Here is a 20852-nt window from a genome sequence, read left to right as displayed (position 1 = left end):
CGCCCGCGCTGTCGGGCGAGCGCCACGCGGCTCAAGCGCCCAGCCTGAAATCACGCAATGGCGTACCAAATGGTTGATTCGTTTTTGGATTGATCGCGTACCAATCGCCCCCGTGCCGTTGCGCCGATACCGGCACCCCCTGAGACACACCAGACGACCCGGCCGACGCAGTCGGCGCTTTAGAGTCCCATGCGCCGGCAAGCCAAAAACTTCTCAATTTTTCCTCAACGCTGATCAGGTGAGGGGCCGCCTTGCCAAGCCTCGTCGCACCACTGGCCAGCACCGGTAGTTTGAACAGGCCCTTGAGCCCAGCGCTAACCAGTTGCCCATATCCATCCGCCGGGTTCATGGCTGCACTGGCGAAAAGCGCCGACGCCTTGATGAAGTTGAATGCCCGATCACTGAAGCTCTCCACGGGTTTAGCCCAGGCGACTTTTGGCGCGAGGGGATGCACTGCGCTGCCCAGCTTGCGAAGGGGGCCACCCAGCGGGTTGTGCGTGATTGACCTGCCCGCGCGTATCAACGCCCGTGCCCGACCTCCCGCGCCCAGGGCCAGCCCGACCAGGTCCAGACCCAGGCTGAACAATCCCTTGCCGATATTGCCGGTGGCAAACTCCTGGTAGGCGCCCACAAAGGGCACCAGCCCGAGCAAAATTGCTTTTTCAGCCCCCAGCGCCTCGCGTTGCTTTTCCAGGGGCAAACTCCCTTTGGCCCGGGCCAACATGGCGTCATCGGCCTCATAGAAATTGAGCTCAGCAATACGCGACGCAATACTGTGTGTCTTCGACGATGCATAAGTGTCAGGCACGTAGGTTTCCAGTGCCTCTCCGGCCGCAAGTGACCGGCCAGCGATAGGCCCACCGAGTTTTCCAACAATGACGTTGGACGTGCTACCAGGCTTCGCTTCAGTGCCTTTAGCGTAGGCTTCGTAGTCCACGCCCAGGCTGAATCCGCCCGTAAACGCGGTCACATAAATGCCATCCAAGCCCATAGGGTTGGGTTTGCCACCCGAGGCATCGCCTAATTTAAGTTTTTCTGGAAGATCGGTGCGCTTGACGATCGTGCCGTTCGCAAACACTTCGTAATAACTCACCTTGCCATCCAGTTCGGCGCGCAACAGCGTGCCTTGCCGACCCCGAGCCGCAGCCCGATCTGCGGCTGTCTCCGTGGCCGGGGGCAACCCGGTTTCCCCGCGTATGCCGTACAACTGGACCGTCCCCAACTCCAACATTTGGCGATCCTCCAATGAAAGTTCGGAGAACATCAGCTTGAGCCGCGTGGTATAGACGGTCTGGAGCGATTGTCGGTGCTCATTGACCGCTGTTTGCAGCATCGTGTCTAGCGTCGGCAACTTGCGGATTCGTGCATCCAACGCATCGCGTTTCTCTTGGGGCGCTGTGACTTCCGGGGTACGCTGAAAGGGAGATGTCCGGGGACGAACCTCAGATTGCGGCATATCGTGGGTCAGTACCCACTTACCCGGCGTCAAGTCGCCGGTCATGTACGTTTCAACCAGAGAACGCGTACGCGGCTCGGAGACGGACATGTTCCGCCGTACGTCACTGTCGGCGATCATTACCGTCATCGCTTCCAACTGGCTGGCCGTGACATCTGGAAATACCTTTAGCAATTCCTGGATTGCCATGGCTTTGCGATCCGGCATCGCCGTCACTGCGCTCAAGGCGGTGTTAACCTCTTCGCGCTGTTTGAAAAACGCTTCGCTGGCGGTCTTGAGCGCCTCTGGAGGGTGTTCCCCGTCAATCGGCGCTGGAGTGACCCCGTTGAGCACCGCCCAATCCAGCAATAATTTCATCGCATGCAGTTGCATCAATGACGCCTGCGCCTCGCTGGTGGGCGCCAGGGTGGTCAGCTCGCTGACCTGTTCTTCAGTCATTCCACGGGATGTCCCGGGCGCTATACGATCCGCCATCGCAGCCCCCAGGCGTAGCTCCACCCATGCAGGCGTACCGACGCGGATGGATGGAGGTACATCCCTCACCAGAAACTCGGGAGCGGCCTGCGCCAGGCCGATGTGGGCCACCAACACGGCGAGTTTTGGATCGAGGCCTCGTTCTTGTAGATGTTTTTCAACATCACGGCGTACTTCACTAAAGGAACGCCCCATATTCGCAGGTTGATACACGTTGTAGCCGGCGATGAAGCCTGGCTGCGCGGGCGCCTCGGTATCGGCGTGTAGAGCGAGCGCAGCAAGCACCAGTTGTTGGCTCACCGCTTTGGGCACCGGCAAATCCATCCATTTCAGGTCCCGCGCCAGCTCCTCGCCAAAAGCCAAGGCGTCAGGACCGTTTAGCAGCGTTTCCAGCGCTTCAGTGGGGTTGGCTTGCAATGCCTGCTCGGTGAGTTCGTCAAGGTCGTAAAGCCCGCGAGGTGCTTCGCCACCAAAGCGCTGGTCGGCCTTGGCCTTAAGGATGGCTTTATCGTCCGAAGTCAGTTGGCCCGGGGTCCAGTCCCGTGCCATCAGAGCGGCATAATTTCCCAACGGTGGCACGGGTGGCAGGGTCGCGGCGCGCAACCACTGCACAACATTGCGCGTCTCGCCAGCGGTCCGCGGTGAGCCCAACCCCTTGTTGTCCAGGTACTGACGCACATCACAATAAGGCACTGAGTACAAGGCGTTCCCCTGATCTTGGCTCAGGCTGACCAACTGGCGAAACTCAGTGTCCAGTTCGGTCACGCCGCTGATGGACGCAGTGAGATCAATCCATTCCCCGCCCGGGGTCTTGTGCTCGAACCGCCCCTCGGACACACGAAACGGTTGGCCCGGCCATATCAGGTCTTTGATCAACGCCTGAACAGCCGGCGATTCACTGAAACGTTTCAACCGGGCCTGTGCAACCTCATCTCCCGCCGCCAGTGGCGTGCTCACCGACAACTGCGCCAGCTGGGTTGACCAGTCATACGGAGTATCGTCAGGCAGGTCCTTTACGGCGCTCTCCAATTGGTCCGCCAGGAAGGCGCGCTCATCCAGATCACCAACGGATTGCCGGACGCGCTCAAGACTGACGCTGAGCTGCTGGTACTGCTGCGCAGGCATCACCAGCCCGGAGGAACGCAAGGACGCCATCAACTCATCCTGGTCCTCTGTAAAGACGGGAAGTTGTAAGCCAAAGGCCTGCAAGACCAAGGAATGGGGCACCCAGAATTCACCTGCCAGCAAATAAGGAAGCCCCTTGTCGGCCGGGTCCAACACATCTCTGATGCTGCGTAGCCTCACGCTGGCCTGCCCCCATCCGGAGCTGTCCGTGGTGCTGAATGTTACGGCCGTACGGACACCGTCACGGTGGACATAACCGCTGATACTGTCGCGGTGCAGTGTCAAGGTAGACATTTCCAGACCTTTGCTGGCGAACCATGCCTGTAACTGCGGATGAGCCAGTACTTTTGCGTAAATGTCGAGTGCAGGCGCCAAAGAGCTGTCCGCCGGGACTTCTACTGTGGAATAACCGCCTTCCATTGAGGTCAGCAAGCGTTCCCCCAGCGCGGTATCTGCAGATGCCCGCCCAGAGTTAGCGGGAGGTGCGGCAGGCAAGGTCCAGCTGGGCGTAGAGTGTTGTTGCTCTGCGCTGCCCGACTCACGCCGTATACGTCGCCCGGGGGCCTCTGGTACGGGAGATTGAGGGCCCATCGGCTCCTCAGCAACGATGGTGGCGCCGGGATAAACAGGGATTTGGGCCGCAGGCATTCGGGTCAGCGCAGGACTTACCAACATGGGTATGCTCTCTCTCAATTGCACCTTAAAGGATGAAACCGTAAGTCCATGAACGGTTTAGAGAGAGTAAGAAATCTATCGGCAGCCTAGGCTCCAGACTTTTCCGGAACGATGGGGAAAACAGCTAAGAGGACTGTAGGAAGCTCATAGAATCCGGTACAACAGCCGCTCGATCCGCACCCGGCTGACCCGGCGCAGGAATTTGCCAACCGCCTCGGGGTAATCCGGCAGTGTTTGCAGATCCTGGTACCGCTCGATCCGCGTGGTGTGCTGGAAAATCTGCGCCAGCTCGGTGCGTCGCGGCGCCAGCCACTCGCTCTTGGGATCATCGATCAACAAGGCGTTTTCCAGGTCGAGACGGAACGCGCGCGGGTTGAGGTTGTTGCCGGTAAGCAAGGTGTAGCGCTGGTCGACCCACATGCCCTTGAGGTGGTAAGTGTTATCGCCGTCGCGCCATAGGTGGAGGTTCAACTGGCCGCTGTCGATCATCGGCTGATGGCGCTTGGCAAAGCGGCGCAGGCTGATTTCGTAGAGGTAAGGCAGCGCCGCAATGACCTTGAACGGCTCGCTGGGCGGGATGTAGAAGTCGTTGGCGGTCTTGTCGCCGACGACGATATCGATCTTCACCCCACGCGCCAGCGCGCGGTTGATTTCGCGGGTTACCGGCAGCGGCAGGTTGAAGTACGGGGTGCAGATAGTTAGCTGATGCTGGGCGCTGGCGATCAGTTCGAGAATTACGCGGTTCAGGGGGTTGTTCTTGCCAACCCCGAGCAACGGGCTGACCGACAGGTGACCATTGGGCAGTTGCCCGGTCGTGGTGTCATACGTCGCGTGTTTCAGGCGGCTGCGCAAATCGCCGATGTCGTTGCGCAGGCTGCGGGTGGTGGGCGGGTTGGGCAGGTCCAGGCGATTGACCGCCTTGGACGCCACCAGGCCGTGCTCCACCAGGTGCTGCATGGAGTCGGCCAGCGCTTTGCTGTGGATCAAGTGGTACCGGTCGAAGCGGTACTTGTCGAATTTGTGCAGGTACACGTTGTTCAGGCTGGCGCCGCTGTACAGCACCGTGTCGTCAATCACGAAGCCCTTGAGGTGCAACACACCGAACAACTCGCGGGTTTGCACCGGCACGCCATACACCGGCACTTCGCTGCTGTGGCTTTGGGTCATGGCCTGGTACCAGGCGCTGTTGCCCGGCTGTTTGCCGGCGCCGATCAGGCCGCGCTGGGCGCGCAGCCAGTCGACCACCACCACGACGTCCAATTCCGGCCGCGCAGCCTTGGCGGCGTGCAGGGCGTCGTAGATTTCCTGCCCCGCTTCGTCCTGCTGCAAGTACAGCGCGACGATATAGATGCGCCGGGTGGCCTGGGCAATCTTCTCCAGCAGGCAACGACGATAGGCGTCGGCACCGGACAGCACCTCGAGGGCATCGGGAGTGAGGGGGAAACCACGCAGTTTGGGCAACAGGGAGCGTTTGAAGAACGACGGCATAAGGCTCGCAATGGGTCGAATCCGAAGAGGCCCCGAGCTTACACCATGGGGGTGCTCAGGTCTCGCTGTGGCGCATGCAAAAATTTTAATTGACCAAGAAGAACGATCGTTCTACTGTTCGCAACATGAACGACATGACCCGTAATGAAACCCGCGACATCATCCTCGACGTCACCGAAAAGTTGATCTATCGCCATGGCATCGCCGCCACCGGCATGGACCTCCTGGTGAAAACCGCCGGTGTCTCGAGAAAAAGCATTTACCGCTACTTCGCCAACAAAGACGAACTGGTGATTGCTGCCCTGCAACGCCGCGACGAGCGCTGGATGCAATGGTTGCGCAACGAAGTGGAACGCAGCGAAGGCACTGGCGAGCGGCTGCTCGCGCTGTTCAGCGCCCTCAAGGCCTGGTTCGGTAGCGCCGATTTCCGCGGCTGCGCCTTTATCAATACCAGTGGCGAAACCGGCGACCCACAAGACCCGGTGCGCCGGCTGGCCAAGGCCCACAAACAGAAACTGTTCGAGTACGCACTTGAACTGTGTCAAGCACATGGCACCCCCGAGCCCGAACGGCAGGCCGCGCACCTGCTGATCCTGATCGATGGCGCCATTACCGTTGCCCTGGTGATGGGCGATTCAACCGCTGCCGACAATGCGCAAAGCATGGCGCGAACGTTATTGGGACTGTGAACGCGCAGGCAAGCGCACCTTTCGACCCAACCTTATTGTTTTGAGGAAATACTCAATGTCATCTACCGCAGAAACACGCCCGCCGCTGCCGCCATTCACTCGCGAGTCGGCTATCGAAAAAGTGCGTTTGGCCGAAGACGGCTGGAACTCCCGCGACCCGCAGCGCGTATCCCTGGCCTACACCCTCGACACTAAATGGCGTAATCGCGCCGAATTCGCTTACAACCGCGAAGACGCCAAGGGTTTCCTTACCCGTAAATGGGCCAAGGAACTGGACTACCGGCTGATCAAGGAGTTGTGGGCGTTTACCGATAACCGCATCGCGGTGCGTTACGCCTATGAGTGGCATGACGACTCGGGCAACTGGTTCCGCTCCTATGGCAACGAGAACTGGGAATTCGACGAGAACGGCCTGATGGCCAATCGGTTTGCGTGCATCAACGATATGCCGATCAAGGAAAGCGAACGCAAGTTCCACTGGCCGCTGGGGCGACGCCCGGATGATCATCCGGGGTTGTCTGACCTGGGCTTGTAACCCGCCCTCGTGGAAGCCTGGCTTGCGGGCAATGGCGTTTTTGAGCACGCTATCGCCGGCAAGCCGGGCTCCTACAAGGTCAGAAGCTTCAGTCCTGGTTCAGGCCGACTCGATACAACACGCCATTATCCTCATCGGTCAGCACATACAGGAAGCCATCCGGTCCCTGCCGCACGTCGCGAATCCGCGCTTTCAAGCCGCCGAGCAAGCGCTCTTCGTGGACCACTTTGTCACCGTCGAACTGCAAGCGGATCAGTTCCTGGCTGACCAGCGCGCCAATGAACACGTTGTGCTGCCAAGGCTTGAAGCGGTCTGCATCGTAAAACGCCATGCCGCTGATACCCGGTGATTTTTCCCAGACGTGATGCGGCGGCACCGTGCCTTCGACCGTCTTGCCCTTGGCTTCGGGGATCGGTGTCAGGGAATAGTTGATGCCATGGGTGGCCACCGGCCAACCATAGTTTTTGCCCCGCTCGATGATGTTGATCTCATCCCCGCCTCGCGGGCCGTGTTCGTTTTCCCAGATCGTGCCGCTCCAGGGGTTCAACGCCAGCCCCTGCGGGTTACGCTGGCCATAGGACCAGATCTCCGGGCGTACGCCTTGCTGGCCAACGAAGGGGTTGTCGTCCGGCACGCGGCCATCCGGGTAGATGCGCACGACCTTGCCTTGCAACTTGTCCAGGTCCTGGGCCGTCGGACGGTCGTTGTTTTCACCCAGGGTCACGAACAGGTAGCCATCACGGTCGAAGGCCAGGCGCGAGCCGAAGTGATTGCCGGTGGACAGCTTCGGCTCCTGGCGCAGAATTACCTTGAAGTCGGTCAAGCCACTCAGGTCAGCCGCCAAGCGCCCGCGCCCCACCGCAGTGCCGGCCGTACCGCCCTTGCCGCCACCTTCGGCGTAGGAAAGGTAGACCATGCGGTCCTGCTTGAAGTCCGGCGACAGCACCACATCCAGCAAACCGCCCTGCCCTTTGGCCCAGACGTCAGGCACGCCTGTCAGCGGTGCGGAGAGCTTGCCGTCCTGGCTGACAAAGCGCAGGTGCCCGGGACGTTCGGTGACCAGGAAGCCTTGCTTGTCTGGCAGAAAGGCCACCGCCCATGGGTGGTCAAGGCCTTTGGCGATCGGGGTCGCCGTGATGCTGCCTTGTTCGCTGGGGAACTGCTGGGCATCAGCGGCGAAGACGGCCGTCAACGGTAGCAGCGTGGTTGCGCAGAGGGCGGCCAAGAGGGTTTTGCGTAGAAACATAGGGCTGCATCCTTACCGGCGATTGCCGTTGGCATCATAGGTGGGGGCTTTGGTTTCAGTGGCCGGACGGCTGGGCGCGGTATCGCGCTGGGGGTAACGGTTGCCAATGCCACCGTTCTCCAGGGTTGGCGTGCGCGTGGTCGGCCCGGTCTGGATACCGCGAATGGCCGGCGCATTGGGCTGGGTGCCCTGCATGCTGTTGGGGTTGGCCCGGTGGATCGGGCTGTTGTTGGAGTTGTTGTTGCCGGGCAGGTTTTGCGCATGGGCCGAGGCCGCAAGGGCCAGTCCCACTACCAGCGCCGCAACGTGACGCACACAGCTATTCATGACCAAGCCTCTCTGGGTCGAGGAGTACGTGCTTTCGATAACACGCTACGCCTTGGGTTCGGCTTTCGACACTAAATAGTTTCTCATCAGGTGTAACACGATCTGTCCGAGTATCCGCCCAGGGAAACTTTTCGCACGGCGTCCGAGTCACCAGAACACAGCCTCTTCATAAGGAATCGCACATATGCCACGGGCAATCTGGAAAGGTGCCATCAGCTTTGGCCTGGTGCATATCCCGGTGTCACTGGTCTCGGCCACGTCCTCCCAGGGCGTTGACTTTGACTGGCTGGACAAGCGCAGCATGGACCCGGTGGGCTACAAGCGCATCAACAAGACCACCGGCAAAGAGGTGACCAGGGAGAACATCGTCAAAGGCGTCGCCTTCGAAAAAGGTCGTTACGTGGTGCTCAGCGAAGAAGAAATCCGCTCGGCCCACCCCAAGTCGACCCAGACCATCGAAATCATCGCGTTTGTTGCCAGCGACCAGATTCCGCTGCAGAACATCGACACCCCCTACTTCCTTGCCCCTGATAAACGCGGGGGCAAGGTCTACGCGTTGCTAAGGGAAACCCTTAGGAAAACCGGCAAAGTCGCACTGGCCAATGTGGTGCTGCACACCAAGCAGCACCTGGCGGCATTGATGCCCCTGGATTCGGCACTGGTGCTGGTGATGCTGCGCTGGCCCGCCGAAGTCCGCAGCCTGGACGAACTGGAACTCGGCAGCGACGTGACCAAGCCCAGCCTGGCCAAGGGCGAGATGGACATGGCCAAGCGTCTGGTCGAAGACATGAGCGCCGACTGGCAGCCGGATGACTACCGCGACAGCTTCCAGGAAAAAATCATGGCGCTGGTGGCCAGGAAGGCCAAGGCCGGCAAGATCGAGGACGTGGAAACCAGCCAGGACAGCGAAGAGCGCAAGTCCGCCGATGTGATCGACCTGACGGAACTGCTCAAGCGCAGCCTGGCCGGCAAACCCGCGAAAAAGCCCGCCCCGAAGAAATCCACCAAGGCCTCTTAAGTCATGCCAAAGCCCCTCAGCGAGTACAACCGCAAGCGCGATTTCGGCATTACCGCCGAACCGGCAGGCAGTGCGCCCGCCGCAAAACGCAAGGCGTCGGCGCTGTCCTTCGTGATCCAGAAACATGATGCGCGCAACCTGCACTATGACTTTCGCCTGGAGCTCGACGGCGTGCTGCTCAGTTGGGCAGTGCCCAAGGGCCCGAGCCTGGACCCCAGCCAGAAGCGCCTGGCCGTCCACGTTGAAGACCACCCCCTCAGCTATGGCAGCTTCGAGGGCAGTATTCCGGCAGGTCAATACGGCGCAGGCGATGTCATCGTGTGGGACCGTGGTGTCTGGCAACCCCATGACGACCCGCGCAAGGCTTACGCAGCCGGCAAGCTGAAGTTCTCCCTGGTGGGCGAGAAGCTCTCCGGCGACTGGACGCTGGTGCGCACCCGCCTGAAGGGCAGCGGCGACAAGGAACAATGGTTGTTGATCAAGGAAAAGGACTCGCAGGCGCGCCGGGCCGACGACTACGATATCGTCCAGGCCCAACCGAACAGCGTGGTCAGCGACGCCTCGGTCGGCGAGCCAAAAGCCAAGCCAAAAGCCAAAGCCAAGCCGAAAAAAGCGGCCACCGCCCTCCCCGAGCACTTCACCCCACAGTTGGCCACGCTGGTGGACCGCGCACCGGAAGGCGACTGGCAATACGAAATCAAGTTCGACGGTTACCGCATGCTGACGCGCATTCGCGAGGGCGAAGTGCGCCTGTTCACCCGCAACGGCCATGACTGGACCGAGCGCCTGCCGCGCCAGGCCAAGGCCCTGCAGGCCCTCAAGCTCAAGGACAGCTGGCTCGACGGCGAGGTGGTCAGCCTCAACGGTGACGGTCTGCCGGACTTCCAGGCGCTGCAAAACGCTTTTGATATCGGCCGCAGCCTGGACATTGTCTACTACCTGTTCGATGCGCCGTTCCTCAACGGCCAGGATCAACGCGAGGCGCCCGTCGAGGCTCGCCGCGCGGCACTCAAGGCCTCGATGGCCGGTAGCAGGAGCAAGCTGCTGCGGTTTTCCGAAGCGTTTACTGCCCACCATCAGGATATTTTTGAAAGCGCTTGCGACCTGGCCCTGGAAGGCCTGATCGGCAAGCGCCTGGGCAGCCCTTACGTGTCCAGTCGCAGCGCAGACTGGGTCAAGCTCAAATGCCGCTTGCGCCAGGAGTTCGTGATCGTCGGCTACACCCGCCCGCAGGGCTCGCGCAGCGGTTTCGGGGCGCTGTTGCTGGCGGTGAACGACGATTCCGGGCTGGTGTACGCCGGTCGTGTGGGCACCGGGTTTGATCAGGCATCGCTCAAAGCGATCTATGCGCAACTGACGCCACTGGAGCGCAAAACGTCGCCGCTGGAAAAACCGCTGACCAGCGCCCAGGCCCGTGGCGTGCACTGGGTGAAACCGACGTTGGTTGGCGAGGTGCAATTTGCCGAATGGACCCGCGAAGGCGTGATCCGCCAGGCGGCGTTTGTCGGGATGCGTACCGACAAACCGGCCGCGCAGATCATTCATGAGCAACCGCGAACGGCCAAATCCATGAAACCTGCGAAGAAACCCAGTGGCAATGTGAGCATTACCCACCCCGACCGTGTGATCGACACGCAAAGCGGCACGCAGAAAGAGCAACTGGCGCAGTTCTACGAGCGCATCAGCGAATGGATACTGCCCTTCCTGCGTCAACGTCCTGTCGCACTGCTGAGAGCACCTGATGGCATCGAAGGCGAGCAGTTCTTCCAGAAGCACGCGGAACGCCTTAGCGTCCCCAACATCAAGCAATTGGACCCCTCACTGGACCCAGGCCATGCACGCCTGATGGAAGTCGACAGCGTCGGCGCATTGATCGGCGCCGTGCAGATGGGCACCGTGGAGTTTCACACCTGGGGCGCCACCGCGGACAAGATCGAGACCCCGGACCTGTTCGTGCTCGATCTCGACCCGGACCCGGCGCTGCCCTGGAAAACCATGCTGGAAGCCGCGCAACTGACCCTCTCGGTGCTTGACGAACTGGGCCTGCAAGCGTTCGTCAAGACCAGCGGTGGCAAGGGCCTGCACCTGGTCGTACCGCTGGCGCGTCGGGACGATTGGGATACGGTCAAGGCATTTGCCAAGGCCATCGCCCAGTTCATGACCGCGCAACTGCCCGAGCGGTTTACCGCGACGTCAGGGCCAAAGAATCGGATCGGCAAGATTTTTATCGACTACCTGCGCAATGCTCGCGGTGCCAGCACCGTCGCCGCGTATTCCGTGCGGGCACGTCCCGGGTTACCGGTCTCGGTACCGATCAGTCGTGAGGAATTGAAAGGATTGCGCGGTGCCCAGCAGTGGACGGTCGCCAACCTGCAGCAGCGCTTACAGGCTTTAAAGGCTGATCCCTGGGCTGGTTATGCCAACCGACAGAAAATCAGCAAGAAGATGTGGGACAAGCTGGGCGCCCATCCACCGAAGTGAACAGCGCCCGAGGAACAATCAGATCAGCAGGAAGATTGCCGCCAGAGCCGCGAAGATCGCCCACTTTTCCAAGTAGTAGCGCGTACGGTTGCGCTTTTTCAGCTCTTTGCCACGCAGGCGAATCTTGTACAGGCGCGTGAAAGCACGGTTGAGCCCGCCGGTCTTGTCACCGGCATCGTTGGGCGAGCCTGCGGCAGCCATGACGGTACGGCTGAACCAGCGATTGAACGCAGCCGCCCAGCGGTACTTCATCGGGCGTTCAATATCGCAGAACAGAATGATGCGGTTCTGCTGCGTGGTGTTTTCGGCGTAATGGATGTAGGTCTCGTCGAACATGACCGGCTCGCCATCACGCCAGTAGTAGCTTTCGCCGTCCACGTTGATGTAGCAGCCTGGGTCATTCGGCGTGTCCAGGCCCAGGTGGTAGCGATAAGAGCCTGCGTACGGGTCGCGGTGGCGCACCAGCTTGGAACCTGGTGGCAACTCGGCGAACATCGCCGCCTTGATCGAGCCGATGCTCTGGACCAGTTCCGTCGTGCGTGGGCACAGCTTCATCGCCGACGGGTGGCTGTCGCCGTACCATTTCAGATAGAAGCGCTTCCAACCCGACTTGAAGAACGAATTGAAACCCACGTCGTTGTATTGGTCCGAACGCTTGATCTCGCCAGCGCGCAGCAGGTTCTGGCCTTCCTGGCGAATCTCTTCCCAATGTTCCTGGAGCGGACTCAGGTCAGGGAAATCGCTGGGAGACAGGTAAGGTCGGCTGGGCAGTTTGGAGAAGAGGTAGAGAAAGCAGTTGACCGGCGCCAGGAAGGTCGAATGATCACTGAGCTGGCGACCCAGCTTATGCCGTACTCGGCCACGCAGATGGACATACGCAATCGAGGCAACGTAGAGAATAACAATGATGAGTTTCAAGGGATTTCGTCACACGTCAGAAGAGAACAGGCTGCTCCTGCGTGCCCACAACGGCCGAGGATGGATAGCAGCACCTGAAATCACAATTCACACAATCGGCACGACCGGCTGAATAATCACCGGTTCATGGCCATTGGCAGTTATTTAGCCACAGGTTGTAACCAAAAGTTAACTAAGAATTGTGAAAAGCTGTCTTGTGAATGTGTTGGGCGGGCCTGCCTTGGGGCACGCCCGCGGGGGGGTCAACCCGTACTATTGATGTGGCATACGGCGTTCATCCAGTACCGAAAACGGCCCGTTTTGTCTCCGTACTTGTACAAAATGCTGAATCAGCGCCACCAAAACCCCCAGCATTAGCCCTGCCACCAGGCTCAACGCGATGATCAGCGCCTTTTTCGGCTTGATCGGCTCCAACGGTTCCTGCGCCGGCCGGTCGACGGTCACCAGTTTCAGCGTGCTCATGTCGATATTAAGGCCGTGCAGCCGAGCTTCCTCCGCCCAGAGCGGCTCAACATCTCGCAGGAAAATATCCTCATCCTTGCGGCTGTTGAGCACCTCCACTTCACGATTGACCTCGAGCATGCGCAATTCCTTGCCAATCTCGGTGACACGGCTATTGGTGAAGTCATCATTGGTCCGTCGCACCAACGCTGCCCGCTCGGCGTCCAACGCCTCTGTGCCCATGAAGTACAACGGGATTTCCTGGTTGGTGACCTCGGTACGCATCACCTGCCTGGAACCACTTGATGCATCAGCCCCCATGGCAGACGGCGTGGTGGGATGCTTGATACCAATGGATTTGGCTATCGCGATCGCTTCGTCCAGCTCGGCGAGGCGACTGATACGCTGCATTTTCATCTGCAGGCGCAAGGCGGTGAGTTCATCCTGCAGGTCAGCGCGCTTGACCTTATCCGCCTCCAGCAGACGGGCAATCTTCGACGCTTTGTTCGTTTCGTAGTTGGCCCGTGCCGCGTCGACCTTTCCCTTGAGCTCATCCAGGCGGTTATTGACGATAACCTTGAAGTCCGCCGCCACCTGGTTGCGTTGCTGCTCGATGGCGTAGGCCACCAACCCATTGAGAATCGCCACCCCGTCAACCCCTTTGGGATAGTCCATTTCCAGGCGAATGTAATTGTTGAGTGAGCCGGACCTCTTGGGATCCGGGAGCACCAGGTTGACAGCGTTGCGATTGAACGCCTCAAAGCTCTGTTCCAGGCTTCGCCCAGGCTGTTGAAAGGTCTCGAACAGCGCGGGATTGGCCCGGAAGAAGCCCATCCGGGCTTCGTACGATTCAAGCTGGGCGCCGACTTTGGCCAACGCATCGGCCGGGGGCAACTTGTAGACATCGGAACGGTTAAGGGCGTCGAGCTCATTGATTGCCACAGGCCGCAGCACACTGTTGACCTGGTAAACCTTCGGCGCCAGATACACATAGCCTACTCCCAGAAGGCCTGCGAGAATCGTGCAACCGATAACCAGCTTTTTTTGCTTCCAGATCGCTTGAAACAGTTCAAGGAGATCGACTTCATCCGACGGTAAGTGTTGATGTAGCTGGGGAGTGTTGTTCAAAATTCATACACCCTGATGCGTTGATATCCAGCGTCAAAGACCACAGACCTGAACAGCAACCGAGTAAACAGGGGGCAACGTCCGGACAGTCGATACACATGGCCCTTTGCCGGCAAAGGAACCACACAGCTCACTGAAGCCTCCCCCAAAGCAGCAAGAGGTTTCATTCCAGTTACAGGCGTGTCACGACGGACAAACACCCAAAGCAAAGACAGCCCGTTACAAGACGTTACCCGGCGGCCAGGCAAAGTAACGTCAATTGCCTGTCGTGATAACAAAAAATCGCATTAAAAATGATGAAATAGGAATTTTCCTACACTTGATTACGCATCAGGCGGTCAGCCCTTCAGCAAAAGGAATTTGTATGTCATCCATTTCAGACACGGATATCCAGGCCCTTCAAGGCGCATGGGAACAGATCTCACTCGAAGACAGTGGCGTGCTCAATCCTGTCGATGCCCACAGTGCTCCCGGGGCACTCACCACGATCACCGGCGACCGCTTCGAGGTGAAGACCGTCAGTGGCGAAGTGTTGCTGGCCGGACGGTTTTATCTGGACAGCAGCACCGATCCCAAGGGCATTACCTGGGTCGACTCCATAGGAGATGACGCAGGCAAACATCTGCCCGCCAGTTATCGCCTCGAAGGGGATGAGTTTGTGTTCATTGCCGCGGATGAAAGTATGCCCAGGCCAATCACCTTCAGTACTGGCCCAGGTCAAACCATGCGCACTTTCACGCGTCGTACCTGATCGGTGCACCATCCGAACTTGCGACAGCATTTTCACAAAGCCTTCACTTTCGGGTCTATAGGGTAAAGCCTACCTACTCCAGTGAATCCCTTGGCCCGCCTCTCCTCGCGGGCTTTTTTTTGCCGTCGGAAAAGCGCCTCAGTCGACGCGCTTGGTAGCGGTCAACGTAAAACACATCGGTAATTGCGCAGACTGGTGTTCGTACTGGTCGTAAAGCTCTTCACGGTTGGAATGGGGGTATTCCTGCAACTGGCTGATCTGCAAGTGCGCGCAGATCGCGGCATTGATCACGTCGCCCAGCGTATGCACGTACCAGTAGGACGTGGGCCCTGCAACTTCACCCTGGCCCTCGTAGACAATCGACTCCTGCAGCACAAAGGGCTCACGCTGAAAGTAGGAACTGGCCGGCAGGAATGGGTTTTGTGCCCGAGGATCGAACACTTCCAGGAACGGGTGGGTTTCATACATCACCAGCGTGCCGCCGGGCTTCAAGGTGCTGGCAACGTGGCGCATGAACAACGCCACGTCCGGCATCCAGCCCAGCACACCGATGGTCACCAGCGCGATATCGAAGCGCTCATGCAAATGCTGTGGCAGGTGGTGGATATCACTTTCGATAAATTCAGGGTTGTACGGCGAGAACCCGGCCAGTTCGCGGGCCTGCTGGAGGAACGCCTGCGATTGATCCACCCCAACGACCGAACGTGCGCCCAGGCTGAACAACGAAAGGCTTTCGCGCCCATTGTTGCAGCACAGTTGCACCACGTCCTTGCCGGCCACGCCAACGTCTTGCAGCAAGCGGGTGATAGTGGGATCCAAGCAAGAGAAATCGGGGTTGCCGACACCATTGAGCAACGCGTTCCAGGTGTCGGTGGTTTTGTGCAAGCCGGCAGACTGGTCCCAGGCGTCTCTGTTGCTGGCAATCGCCTCTTGAGCTGAGGGCATGTCCATTGCATCTCCCGATAATCCATACAGGTGGACTCAGAAAATAAGCCAAGTGCCGGCGGATTAAAACCCCAAGCGCGCCGGATTCCAACGCGATGCCTCCCTGTACTAAACGTTCAACCCCAACGTCGCCAAGCGTTCGCGAGTATGTTCGGCCGATTGATGATGTATGCCTTGCCAGCCAAGCGCGATCGCGGCTTCAACGTTGCCGAGCACATCGTCGATAAACACCACTTCGTGTGGTTGGATGTCTGGCAGGTGCGCGCGCACCTGGGCAAGGCTGGTGTTGTAGATCGCCGCATCCGGCTTGATCTGCTTCACTTCGCCGGACACCACGATGTCGCGGAAACAACTCAGGAAAGGGTAATGCTTGCGCGCGTAGGGGAAGGTCTCCGCCGACCAATTGGTCAGGCCGAAGAGCGGTATGTTGGTCTCGTGCAAGGCCAGCAGTATATCGACGCCGTCGGTTAGCGGGCCGCGCAGCATTTCGTGCCAGCGGTCGTAGTAAGCCTGGATCAAGGGCTCGTGTTCAGGGTGTTGCGCGACGAGACTGCGCGTCGCCTCGGCCAGGGTTCGCCCGGCATCCTGTTCGGTGTTCCACGCCTGGGTACAGATGTTATTCAGGAACCACTGGCGCTCCTGGTCATCGGCGATCAGCTTGCGGTACAAATGGTGCGGGCTCCAATCGAAGAGCACCCCACCGAAATCGAATACAACGGCACGAATAGCCACATCCCACCTCCTTCAGTCGACTGAATGCTTCAGCGTTGCCCATCTCGGGAATCCCCCGGCTGATCATCGCAGCACCTGGAATACGTTAACGCTCTGATCTTTTACATAAACACTGATGCTGTGTCTTACCAGTTTTCTACCTGCCACGTCACGTTCACGCTTGTCAAAGTTGGCCACCAACTGCGTCCCGTCGGCGAAGGTGGTCTGTTGCACCAGCCGGTCTTCGCTCAACCATTGGAAGCCCGTCATTGGCTGAGTCGCCAGACGTTCGTGAAGCGGGCGGAAGAACGCATCCTGGCGCACCATCAACGGCAACCGTTGGGTCAAGGTCTCGCGGCTCAGGTGATACAGCGGCGGTACGTTATAGAGCAACTGGGTCAGTTCGTTTTCGGTTCGCACATTGCTGATCTTCAAGCTGTCGAACAGCCAGTGATGCGTAGTAATCACCGAGCCGTGAAACACTGCCTGATATAACGGCAAACGCGTCTGCGGGGCAAAATGCACGGTGCGATAGGGTTCCTTCAACGGTACGGTCTTGAAGAACACTTGAGGCTGATCGTTGGGAAACCAGCGCCCCACGTAATAAGGCGACGTGGGGGTCTTGCTCATGTCCGCATCTCCCCAGCCGATCACGGGGGTCTGCATACCGTGGGCAAACAGCACACCCAGCGCCGTCGTGGCGTTACCGTCCTCGGAGCCGCTGGGCAACTTCAGTGTTTCGTTCAGCCAACGCGACGCATCGATATTGCGTTCGGCATTCTGTGCTTGCGTCATGCCCGCATCGGCTCGGTAGCTGTCGAACAGCATGCCGGTGGCGTAGGCATCGAGAAACCAGCTGTTGAAACCGGCCTTGGCCTGCACCGCCCTGATCCGGGCCTCGAGCAGCGGGCGCACGCAACGCGGGTCGGTGTAGTGGCCGAATTGCTGGAATCCGCTTTTGAATTGACCGTCTTTTAAAACGATCGCGCACACTCGATTGGCTCGCGAACCCAGGTGTGCGGTGGCCCAGTCCGGATTCTCGGTGGCGGTGAGCGCAGTCTCGTAGGCGTCATAAGGAGCCACCAGATACCCGCTCGCAACGCCCTCAGCCACGGCCTCGGGATGCCAGAGGCCGCCCTCCCAGCCCTCGCCCAGTCCTATCCATAAACGCTGCAATCCTGCCGCCCTCAACTGCTCGAACGTGTCCGACGACACGCCGCTGCCCCAACGTTGCGGTGCAGGTGTCAGCGCCCCTGCAAACGCGACGGCAAGCTCCGCGCGCAATGACCCATACCCCTCGGCAAGCCGCTGCATGTCCGGCTCGACGACAGCCTGCCACCCCTTTCTCGCCCTGGCATTGAGGGCGCCATTGAGACCGCGCAGCAGCGTTGCCTGCTGATAACGGTTCAACGGCGGTCGGGCGTCCGCCAGGGCCTTGCGCGTTTCGGCATCGAAGCCACTGCGCAGTTCGCCGGCCAGTGCGCTATCGCCGCGCAACAGTTTCAGCAGCGTTGGCCAATCGCGGACATCCTTCTGCCCGAGCAGGTCGCTTCCCCACAAGTAGACATGGCTGGCGCCCAGCATCTTGCTGGCTTGCGGGGTGCTCTGCAGTTTCTCGCTCAAGGTTTCGTATTGGCCATTGTCGATCAGCCATTGCCGATACCGCTTGGCACCGGCCAACGGATCGGCAGCGCCCAACGACAGCACGAAGGTCAACGGCTGGCCCGGTTCCAACGAGGTGAACTCATGGCGTGCAGCCAAGGCGAGACGTGTGCCCTCGGCATTGAACGTCAGGCGATTGTTATAGGGGTTGGTCAGCAGCCAACTGAGCGTGAAACCGCCATGATCGATACCCCACAAGGGCAAACTCAGGTCTTGCGTGCTGTTGAGTTCGCCTTGCTCGAGCAGAAAACCTTGCCACACCGCATCGCCTGCCGGCACGTAGTGCCCTTCGGCCAATGGCCAGATCAAGCCGTTGCCCATGGCGTCGCCAGGCTGTTTGAGAAACGCCAGTTCACCGGCCTCTCGAGCGGAGATAGACAACGAAAGATCCTGCTGATCGAGGCTGGCACTCACACGCCACGCGCCATTGTCCCAGTCCCACTCGACACGATTGCCGCTCTGGACCAGGCCACTGACACGGTGGGCGGTGACACCGGCGGAGGCCTGCACCGCCTGCGCCTGGGAAGGCGTGACCTGGATGGCGAGTGTTGCCGGGTCGATTTCAACGCGCCAGAACGAGTTCTCGAGGAGAGTCGCGGCGCTCGCCCACGGGGCGGACAGCATGAAGCTGGCAATCAATAGACTGCGGATAATGAATGGCATGCGCGTTCCTTTTCCCCTCATGGGCGCATGAGAGCAGCCCTCTCGAGCATTTTCTATAAGAAACGTCCCAAATCGCTGTCAGATGCAGCGCCCACACAGAATAACGAGCGACAAGCCTGGCGTCCGACGCCGAACGCTCCGAATATCCGTCGTCGGCCGCCATACAACTGTCGTCACACCTATGCGACAATATGCATTATGTCTGGCATGAACCCCCGCCTTCATCTCCCAGCAGCTCAGCCAAAATGTGCAGATGCTGCTCTCGACTTATGCGCGTTGGATCAACTCAAGCTCGGACTGGAGCGAAACGGAAACGCTCCAGATTGGTCCCAAATTGGTCCCAGCTCAAATAAGCGCACCCTAAGCTATTGATAGGTAAAGTAATTGATCTCCACAGCTAACATCACCATGCAGTTCGGCGCCAAGCCGCTCTTCGAGAACGTCTCGGTCAAATTCGGCGCCGGCAACCGTTATGGTCTGATCGGTGCCAACGGTTGCGGCAAGTCGACCTTCATGAAAATCCTCGGCGGCGACCTCGAGCCGTCCGGCGGCCAGGTCATGCTGGAGCCGAACGTACGCCTGGGTAAACTGCGCCAGGACCAGTTCGCCTACGAAGAATTCACCGTGCTCGACACCGTGATCATGGGTCACGAAGAACTGTGGAAGGTCAAGGCCGAGCGCGACCGCATCTACTCGTTGCCGGAAATGAGCGAAGAAGACGGCATGGCCGTGGCCGAGCTGGAAACCGAGTTCGCCGAGATGGACGGCTACACCGCCGAATCCCGTGCCGGCGAGCTGCTGCTGGGCCTGGGTATTCCACTGGAACAGCATTTCGGCCCGATGAGCGAAGTGTCCCCAGGCTGGAAACTGCGCGTACTGCTGGCCCAGGCGCTGTTTTCCGACCCAGAAGTGTTGTTGCTCGACGAACCGACCAACCACTTGGACATCAACACCATCCGCTGGCTGGAAAACATTCTGACCCAGCGCTCGAGCCTGATGATCATCATCTCTCACGACCGTCACTTCCTGAACAGCGTGTGCACGCACATGGCTGACCTGGACTACGGCGAGCTGCGCCTGTTCCCGGGCAACTATGACGAGTACATGACCGTGGCGACCCAGTCCCGCGAGCAACTGCTGTCGGACAACGCCAAGAAGAAGGCGCAGATCTCCGAACTGCAATCCTTCGTCAGCCGCTTCTCGGCCAACGCCTCGAAAGCCAAGCAGGCGACCTCCCGCGCCAAGGCGATCGACAAGATCCAGCTGGCCGAGGTCAAGCCTTCGAGCCGCGTGAGCCCGTTCATCCGTTTCGAACAGAACAAGAAGCTGCACCGCCAGGCGGTCATCGTCGAGCGCATGGCCAAGGGCTTCGACGGTAAACCGCTGTTCAAGGACTTCAGCTTCCAGGTCGAAGCCGGCGAGCGCGTGGCGATCATCGGCCCGAACGGTATTGGCAAGACTACCCTGCTGCGCACCCTGGTCAACGAACTGACCCCGGATGCCGGTAGCGTCAAGTGGACCGACGCCGCGGAACTGGGCTACTACGCCCAAGACCATGCGCATGACTTCGAAGACGACGTCACGCTGTTCGACTGGATGGGCCAGTGGACGCAAGGCGAGCAAATGATCCGTGGCACCCTGGGGCGCATGCTGTTCTCCAACGACGAGATCCAGAAGTCGGTCAAGGTGATTTCCGGTGGTGAGCAAGGCCGCATGCTGTTCGGCAAGCTGATCCTGCAAAAGCCGAACGTACTGATCATGGACGAGCCGACCAACCACTTGGATATGGAATCCATCGAAGCACTGAACCTGGCGCTGGAGAACTACCCGGGCACGCTGATCTTCGTCAGCCACGACCGCGAGTTCGTATCGTCCCTGGCCACCCGCATCATCGAGTTGAGCGCCACCGGCGTGATCGACTTCAGCGGCACCTATGACGACTACCTGCGCAGCCAGGGCGTGGTGTTCTAAAACACCCTCCAACAGCTGTGATGAGCAGGCTTGCTGTGGCTATGGCGAGCGGGCTTGTTGTGGTGAGCGGGCTTGCCCCGCGCTGGGGCGCGAAGCGGCCCTAAAAAAGAACACCGCGTTCTGTCGGACAGAACGCGGTGTTTTCTAT

At 59.6% G+C, this 20852-nt stretch carries 15 protein-coding genes and 1 pseudogene; 7 read left to right on the top strand and 9 right to left on the bottom strand.

Translation table 11 applies throughout. The features are described 5' to 3' along the window. Positions 1-31: 31 nt before the first annotated feature. Both BM70_RS0103015 and pssA read right to left on the bottom strand, forming a co-directional pair. A complete protein-coding gene (locus BM70_RS0103015; RefSeq protein ID WP_155952108.1) occupies positions 32-3487 on the bottom strand; it encodes a hypothetical protein in 3456 nt (1151 codons plus the stop codon). Between the two features lie 387 nt (positions 3488-3874). Then, the gene (gene pssA, locus BM70_RS0103010) at positions 3875-5218 is read right to left on the bottom strand and encodes a CDP-diacylglycerol--serine O-phosphatidyltransferase (RefSeq protein WP_025854630.1); all 1344 of its coding nucleotides are present in this window, start codon (positions 5216-5218) and stop codon (positions 3875-3877) included. A 125-nt stretch (positions 5219-5343) separates the two neighbouring features. On the opposite strand from pssA, the gene BM70_RS0103005 reads away from it, so the two are divergent. After that, entirely contained in the window at positions 5344-5907 is a 564-nt protein-coding gene (locus tag BM70_RS0103005) for a TetR/AcrR family transcriptional regulator (protein WP_025854629.1), read from the top strand. Positions 5908-5962: 55 nt separating this feature from the next. Further along, positions 5963-6442, top strand: a complete 480-nt coding sequence (locus BM70_RS0103000; RefSeq protein ID WP_025854628.1) for a nuclear transport factor 2 family protein — start codon at positions 5963-5965, stop codon at positions 6440-6442. An 88-nt stretch (positions 6443-6530) separates the two neighbouring features. Here the strand turns inward: BM70_RS0103000 and BM70_RS0102995 are convergent, their stop codons facing one another. Then, positions 6531-7688, bottom strand: a complete 1158-nt coding sequence (locus BM70_RS0102995) for a PQQ-dependent sugar dehydrogenase (RefSeq protein ID WP_025854627.1) — start codon at positions 7686-7688, stop codon at positions 6531-6533. 12 nt (positions 7689-7700) lie between these two features. After that, the gene (locus BM70_RS0102990; protein WP_025854626.1) at positions 7701-8015 is read right to left on the bottom strand and encodes a hypothetical protein; all 315 of its coding nucleotides are present in this window, start codon (positions 8013-8015) and stop codon (positions 7701-7703) included. Between the two features lie 184 nt (positions 8016-8199). Here BM70_RS0102990 and BM70_RS0102985 point away from each other — a divergent pair, with 184 nt between their 5' ends. Next, positions 8200-9033 carry a Ku protein gene (locus BM70_RS0102985; protein ID WP_025854625.1) on the top strand — a complete coding sequence of 278 codons (834 nt, stop codon included), beginning with the start codon at positions 8200-8202 and terminating at the stop codon, positions 9031-9033. Positions 9034-9036: 3 nt separating this feature from the next. Continuing rightward, positions 9037-11514, top strand: a complete 2478-nt coding sequence (ligD, locus tag BM70_RS0102980; RefSeq protein WP_025854624.1) for a DNA ligase D — start codon at positions 9037-9039, stop codon at positions 11512-11514. Between the two features lie 18 nt (positions 11515-11532). Here the strand turns inward: ligD and lpxO are convergent, their stop codons facing one another. Then, on the bottom strand, positions 11533-12432 hold the full coding sequence (lpxO, locus tag BM70_RS0102975) for a lipid A hydroxylase LpxO (protein ID WP_025854623.1): 900 nt from the start codon (positions 12430-12432) through the stop codon (positions 11533-11535). 252 nt (positions 12433-12684) lie between these two features. Further along, positions 12685-14001: a Wzz/FepE/Etk N-terminal domain-containing protein gene (locus BM70_RS0102970; RefSeq protein ID WP_025854622.1), complete on the bottom strand. Its 1317-nt coding sequence runs from the start codon at positions 13999-14001 to the stop codon at positions 12685-12687. A 364-nt stretch (positions 14002-14365) separates the two neighbouring features. On the opposite strand from BM70_RS0102970, the gene BM70_RS0102965 reads away from it, so the two are divergent. Next, entirely contained in the window at positions 14366-14752 is a 387-nt protein-coding gene (locus BM70_RS0102965) for a TIGR03067 domain-containing protein (protein WP_025854621.1), read from the top strand. Between the two features lie 138 nt (positions 14753-14890). On the opposite strand, the gene BM70_RS0102960 is transcribed toward BM70_RS0102965, so the two are convergent. The 3 genes from BM70_RS0102960 to BM70_RS0102950 form a co-directional block, all read right to left on the bottom strand. Then, the gene (locus BM70_RS0102960; RefSeq protein ID WP_025854620.1) at positions 14891-15703 is read right to left on the bottom strand and encodes a bifunctional 2-polyprenyl-6-hydroxyphenol methylase/3-demethylubiquinol 3-O-methyltransferase UbiG; all 813 of its coding nucleotides are present in this window, start codon (positions 15701-15703) and stop codon (positions 14891-14893) included. Positions 15704-15805: 102 nt separating this feature from the next. Then, positions 15806-16429, bottom strand: a complete 624-nt coding sequence (locus tag BM70_RS0102955) for an HAD family phosphatase (RefSeq protein WP_025854619.1) — start codon at positions 16427-16429, stop codon at positions 15806-15808. Between the two features lie 63 nt (positions 16430-16492). Then, entirely contained in the window at positions 16493-18733 is a 2241-nt protein-coding gene (locus tag BM70_RS0102950) for a glycoside hydrolase (RefSeq protein WP_025854618.1), read from the bottom strand. A gap of 117 nt (positions 18734-18850) precedes the next feature. Here BM70_RS0102950 and BM70_RS33505 point away from each other — a divergent pair. Continuing rightward, positions 18851-19097 (top strand): annotated as a pseudogene (locus tag BM70_RS33505) (site-specific integrase); the annotation flags it as partial. A 20-nt stretch (positions 19098-19117) separates the two neighbouring features. Then, positions 19118-20704: an ABC-F family ATPase gene (locus BM70_RS0102945; protein WP_025854617.1), complete on the top strand. Its 1587-nt coding sequence runs from the start codon at positions 19118-19120 to the stop codon at positions 20702-20704. Positions 20705-20852 lie beyond the last annotated feature (148 nt).

Source organism: Pseudomonas sp. CHM02, assembly GCF_000612585.1.
Lineage (GTDB): Bacteria > Pseudomonadota > Gammaproteobacteria > Pseudomonadales > Pseudomonadaceae > Aquipseudomonas.
This window is presented reverse-complemented; position numbering and strand designations above follow the sequence as displayed.

Coding starts and splice junctions, on each gene's coding strand:
- BM70_RS0103000 (WP_025854628.1), top strand. CDS start 5,963: ATGTCATCTACCGCAGAAACACGCCCGCCGCTGCCGCCATTCACTCGC.
- BM70_RS0102950 (WP_025854618.1), bottom strand. CDS start 18,733: ATGCCATTCATTATCCGCAGTCTATTGATTGCCAGCTTCATGCTGTCC.
- BM70_RS0102965 (WP_025854621.1), top strand. CDS start 14,366: ATGTCATCCATTTCAGACACGGATATCCAGGCCCTTCAAGGCGCATGG.
- BM70_RS0102990 (WP_025854626.1), bottom strand. CDS start 8,015: ATGAATAGCTGTGTGCGTCACGTTGCGGCGCTGGTAGTGGGACTGGCC.
- BM70_RS0103005 (WP_025854629.1), top strand. CDS start 5,344: ATGAACGACATGACCCGTAATGAAACCCGCGACATCATCCTCGACGTC.
- pssA (WP_025854630.1), bottom strand. CDS start 5,218: ATGCCGTCGTTCTTCAAACGCTCCCTGTTGCCCAAACTGCGTGGTTTC.
- BM70_RS0102960 (WP_025854620.1), bottom strand. CDS start 15,703: ATGGACATGCCCTCAGCTCAAGAGGCGATTGCCAGCAACAGAGACGCC.
- BM70_RS0102995 (WP_025854627.1), bottom strand. CDS start 7,688: ATGTTTCTACGCAAAACCCTCTTGGCCGCCCTCTGCGCAACCACGCTG.
- ligD (WP_025854624.1), top strand. CDS start 9,037: ATGCCAAAGCCCCTCAGCGAGTACAACCGCAAGCGCGATTTCGGCATT.
- BM70_RS0102985 (WP_025854625.1), top strand. CDS start 8,200: ATGCCACGGGCAATCTGGAAAGGTGCCATCAGCTTTGGCCTGGTGCAT.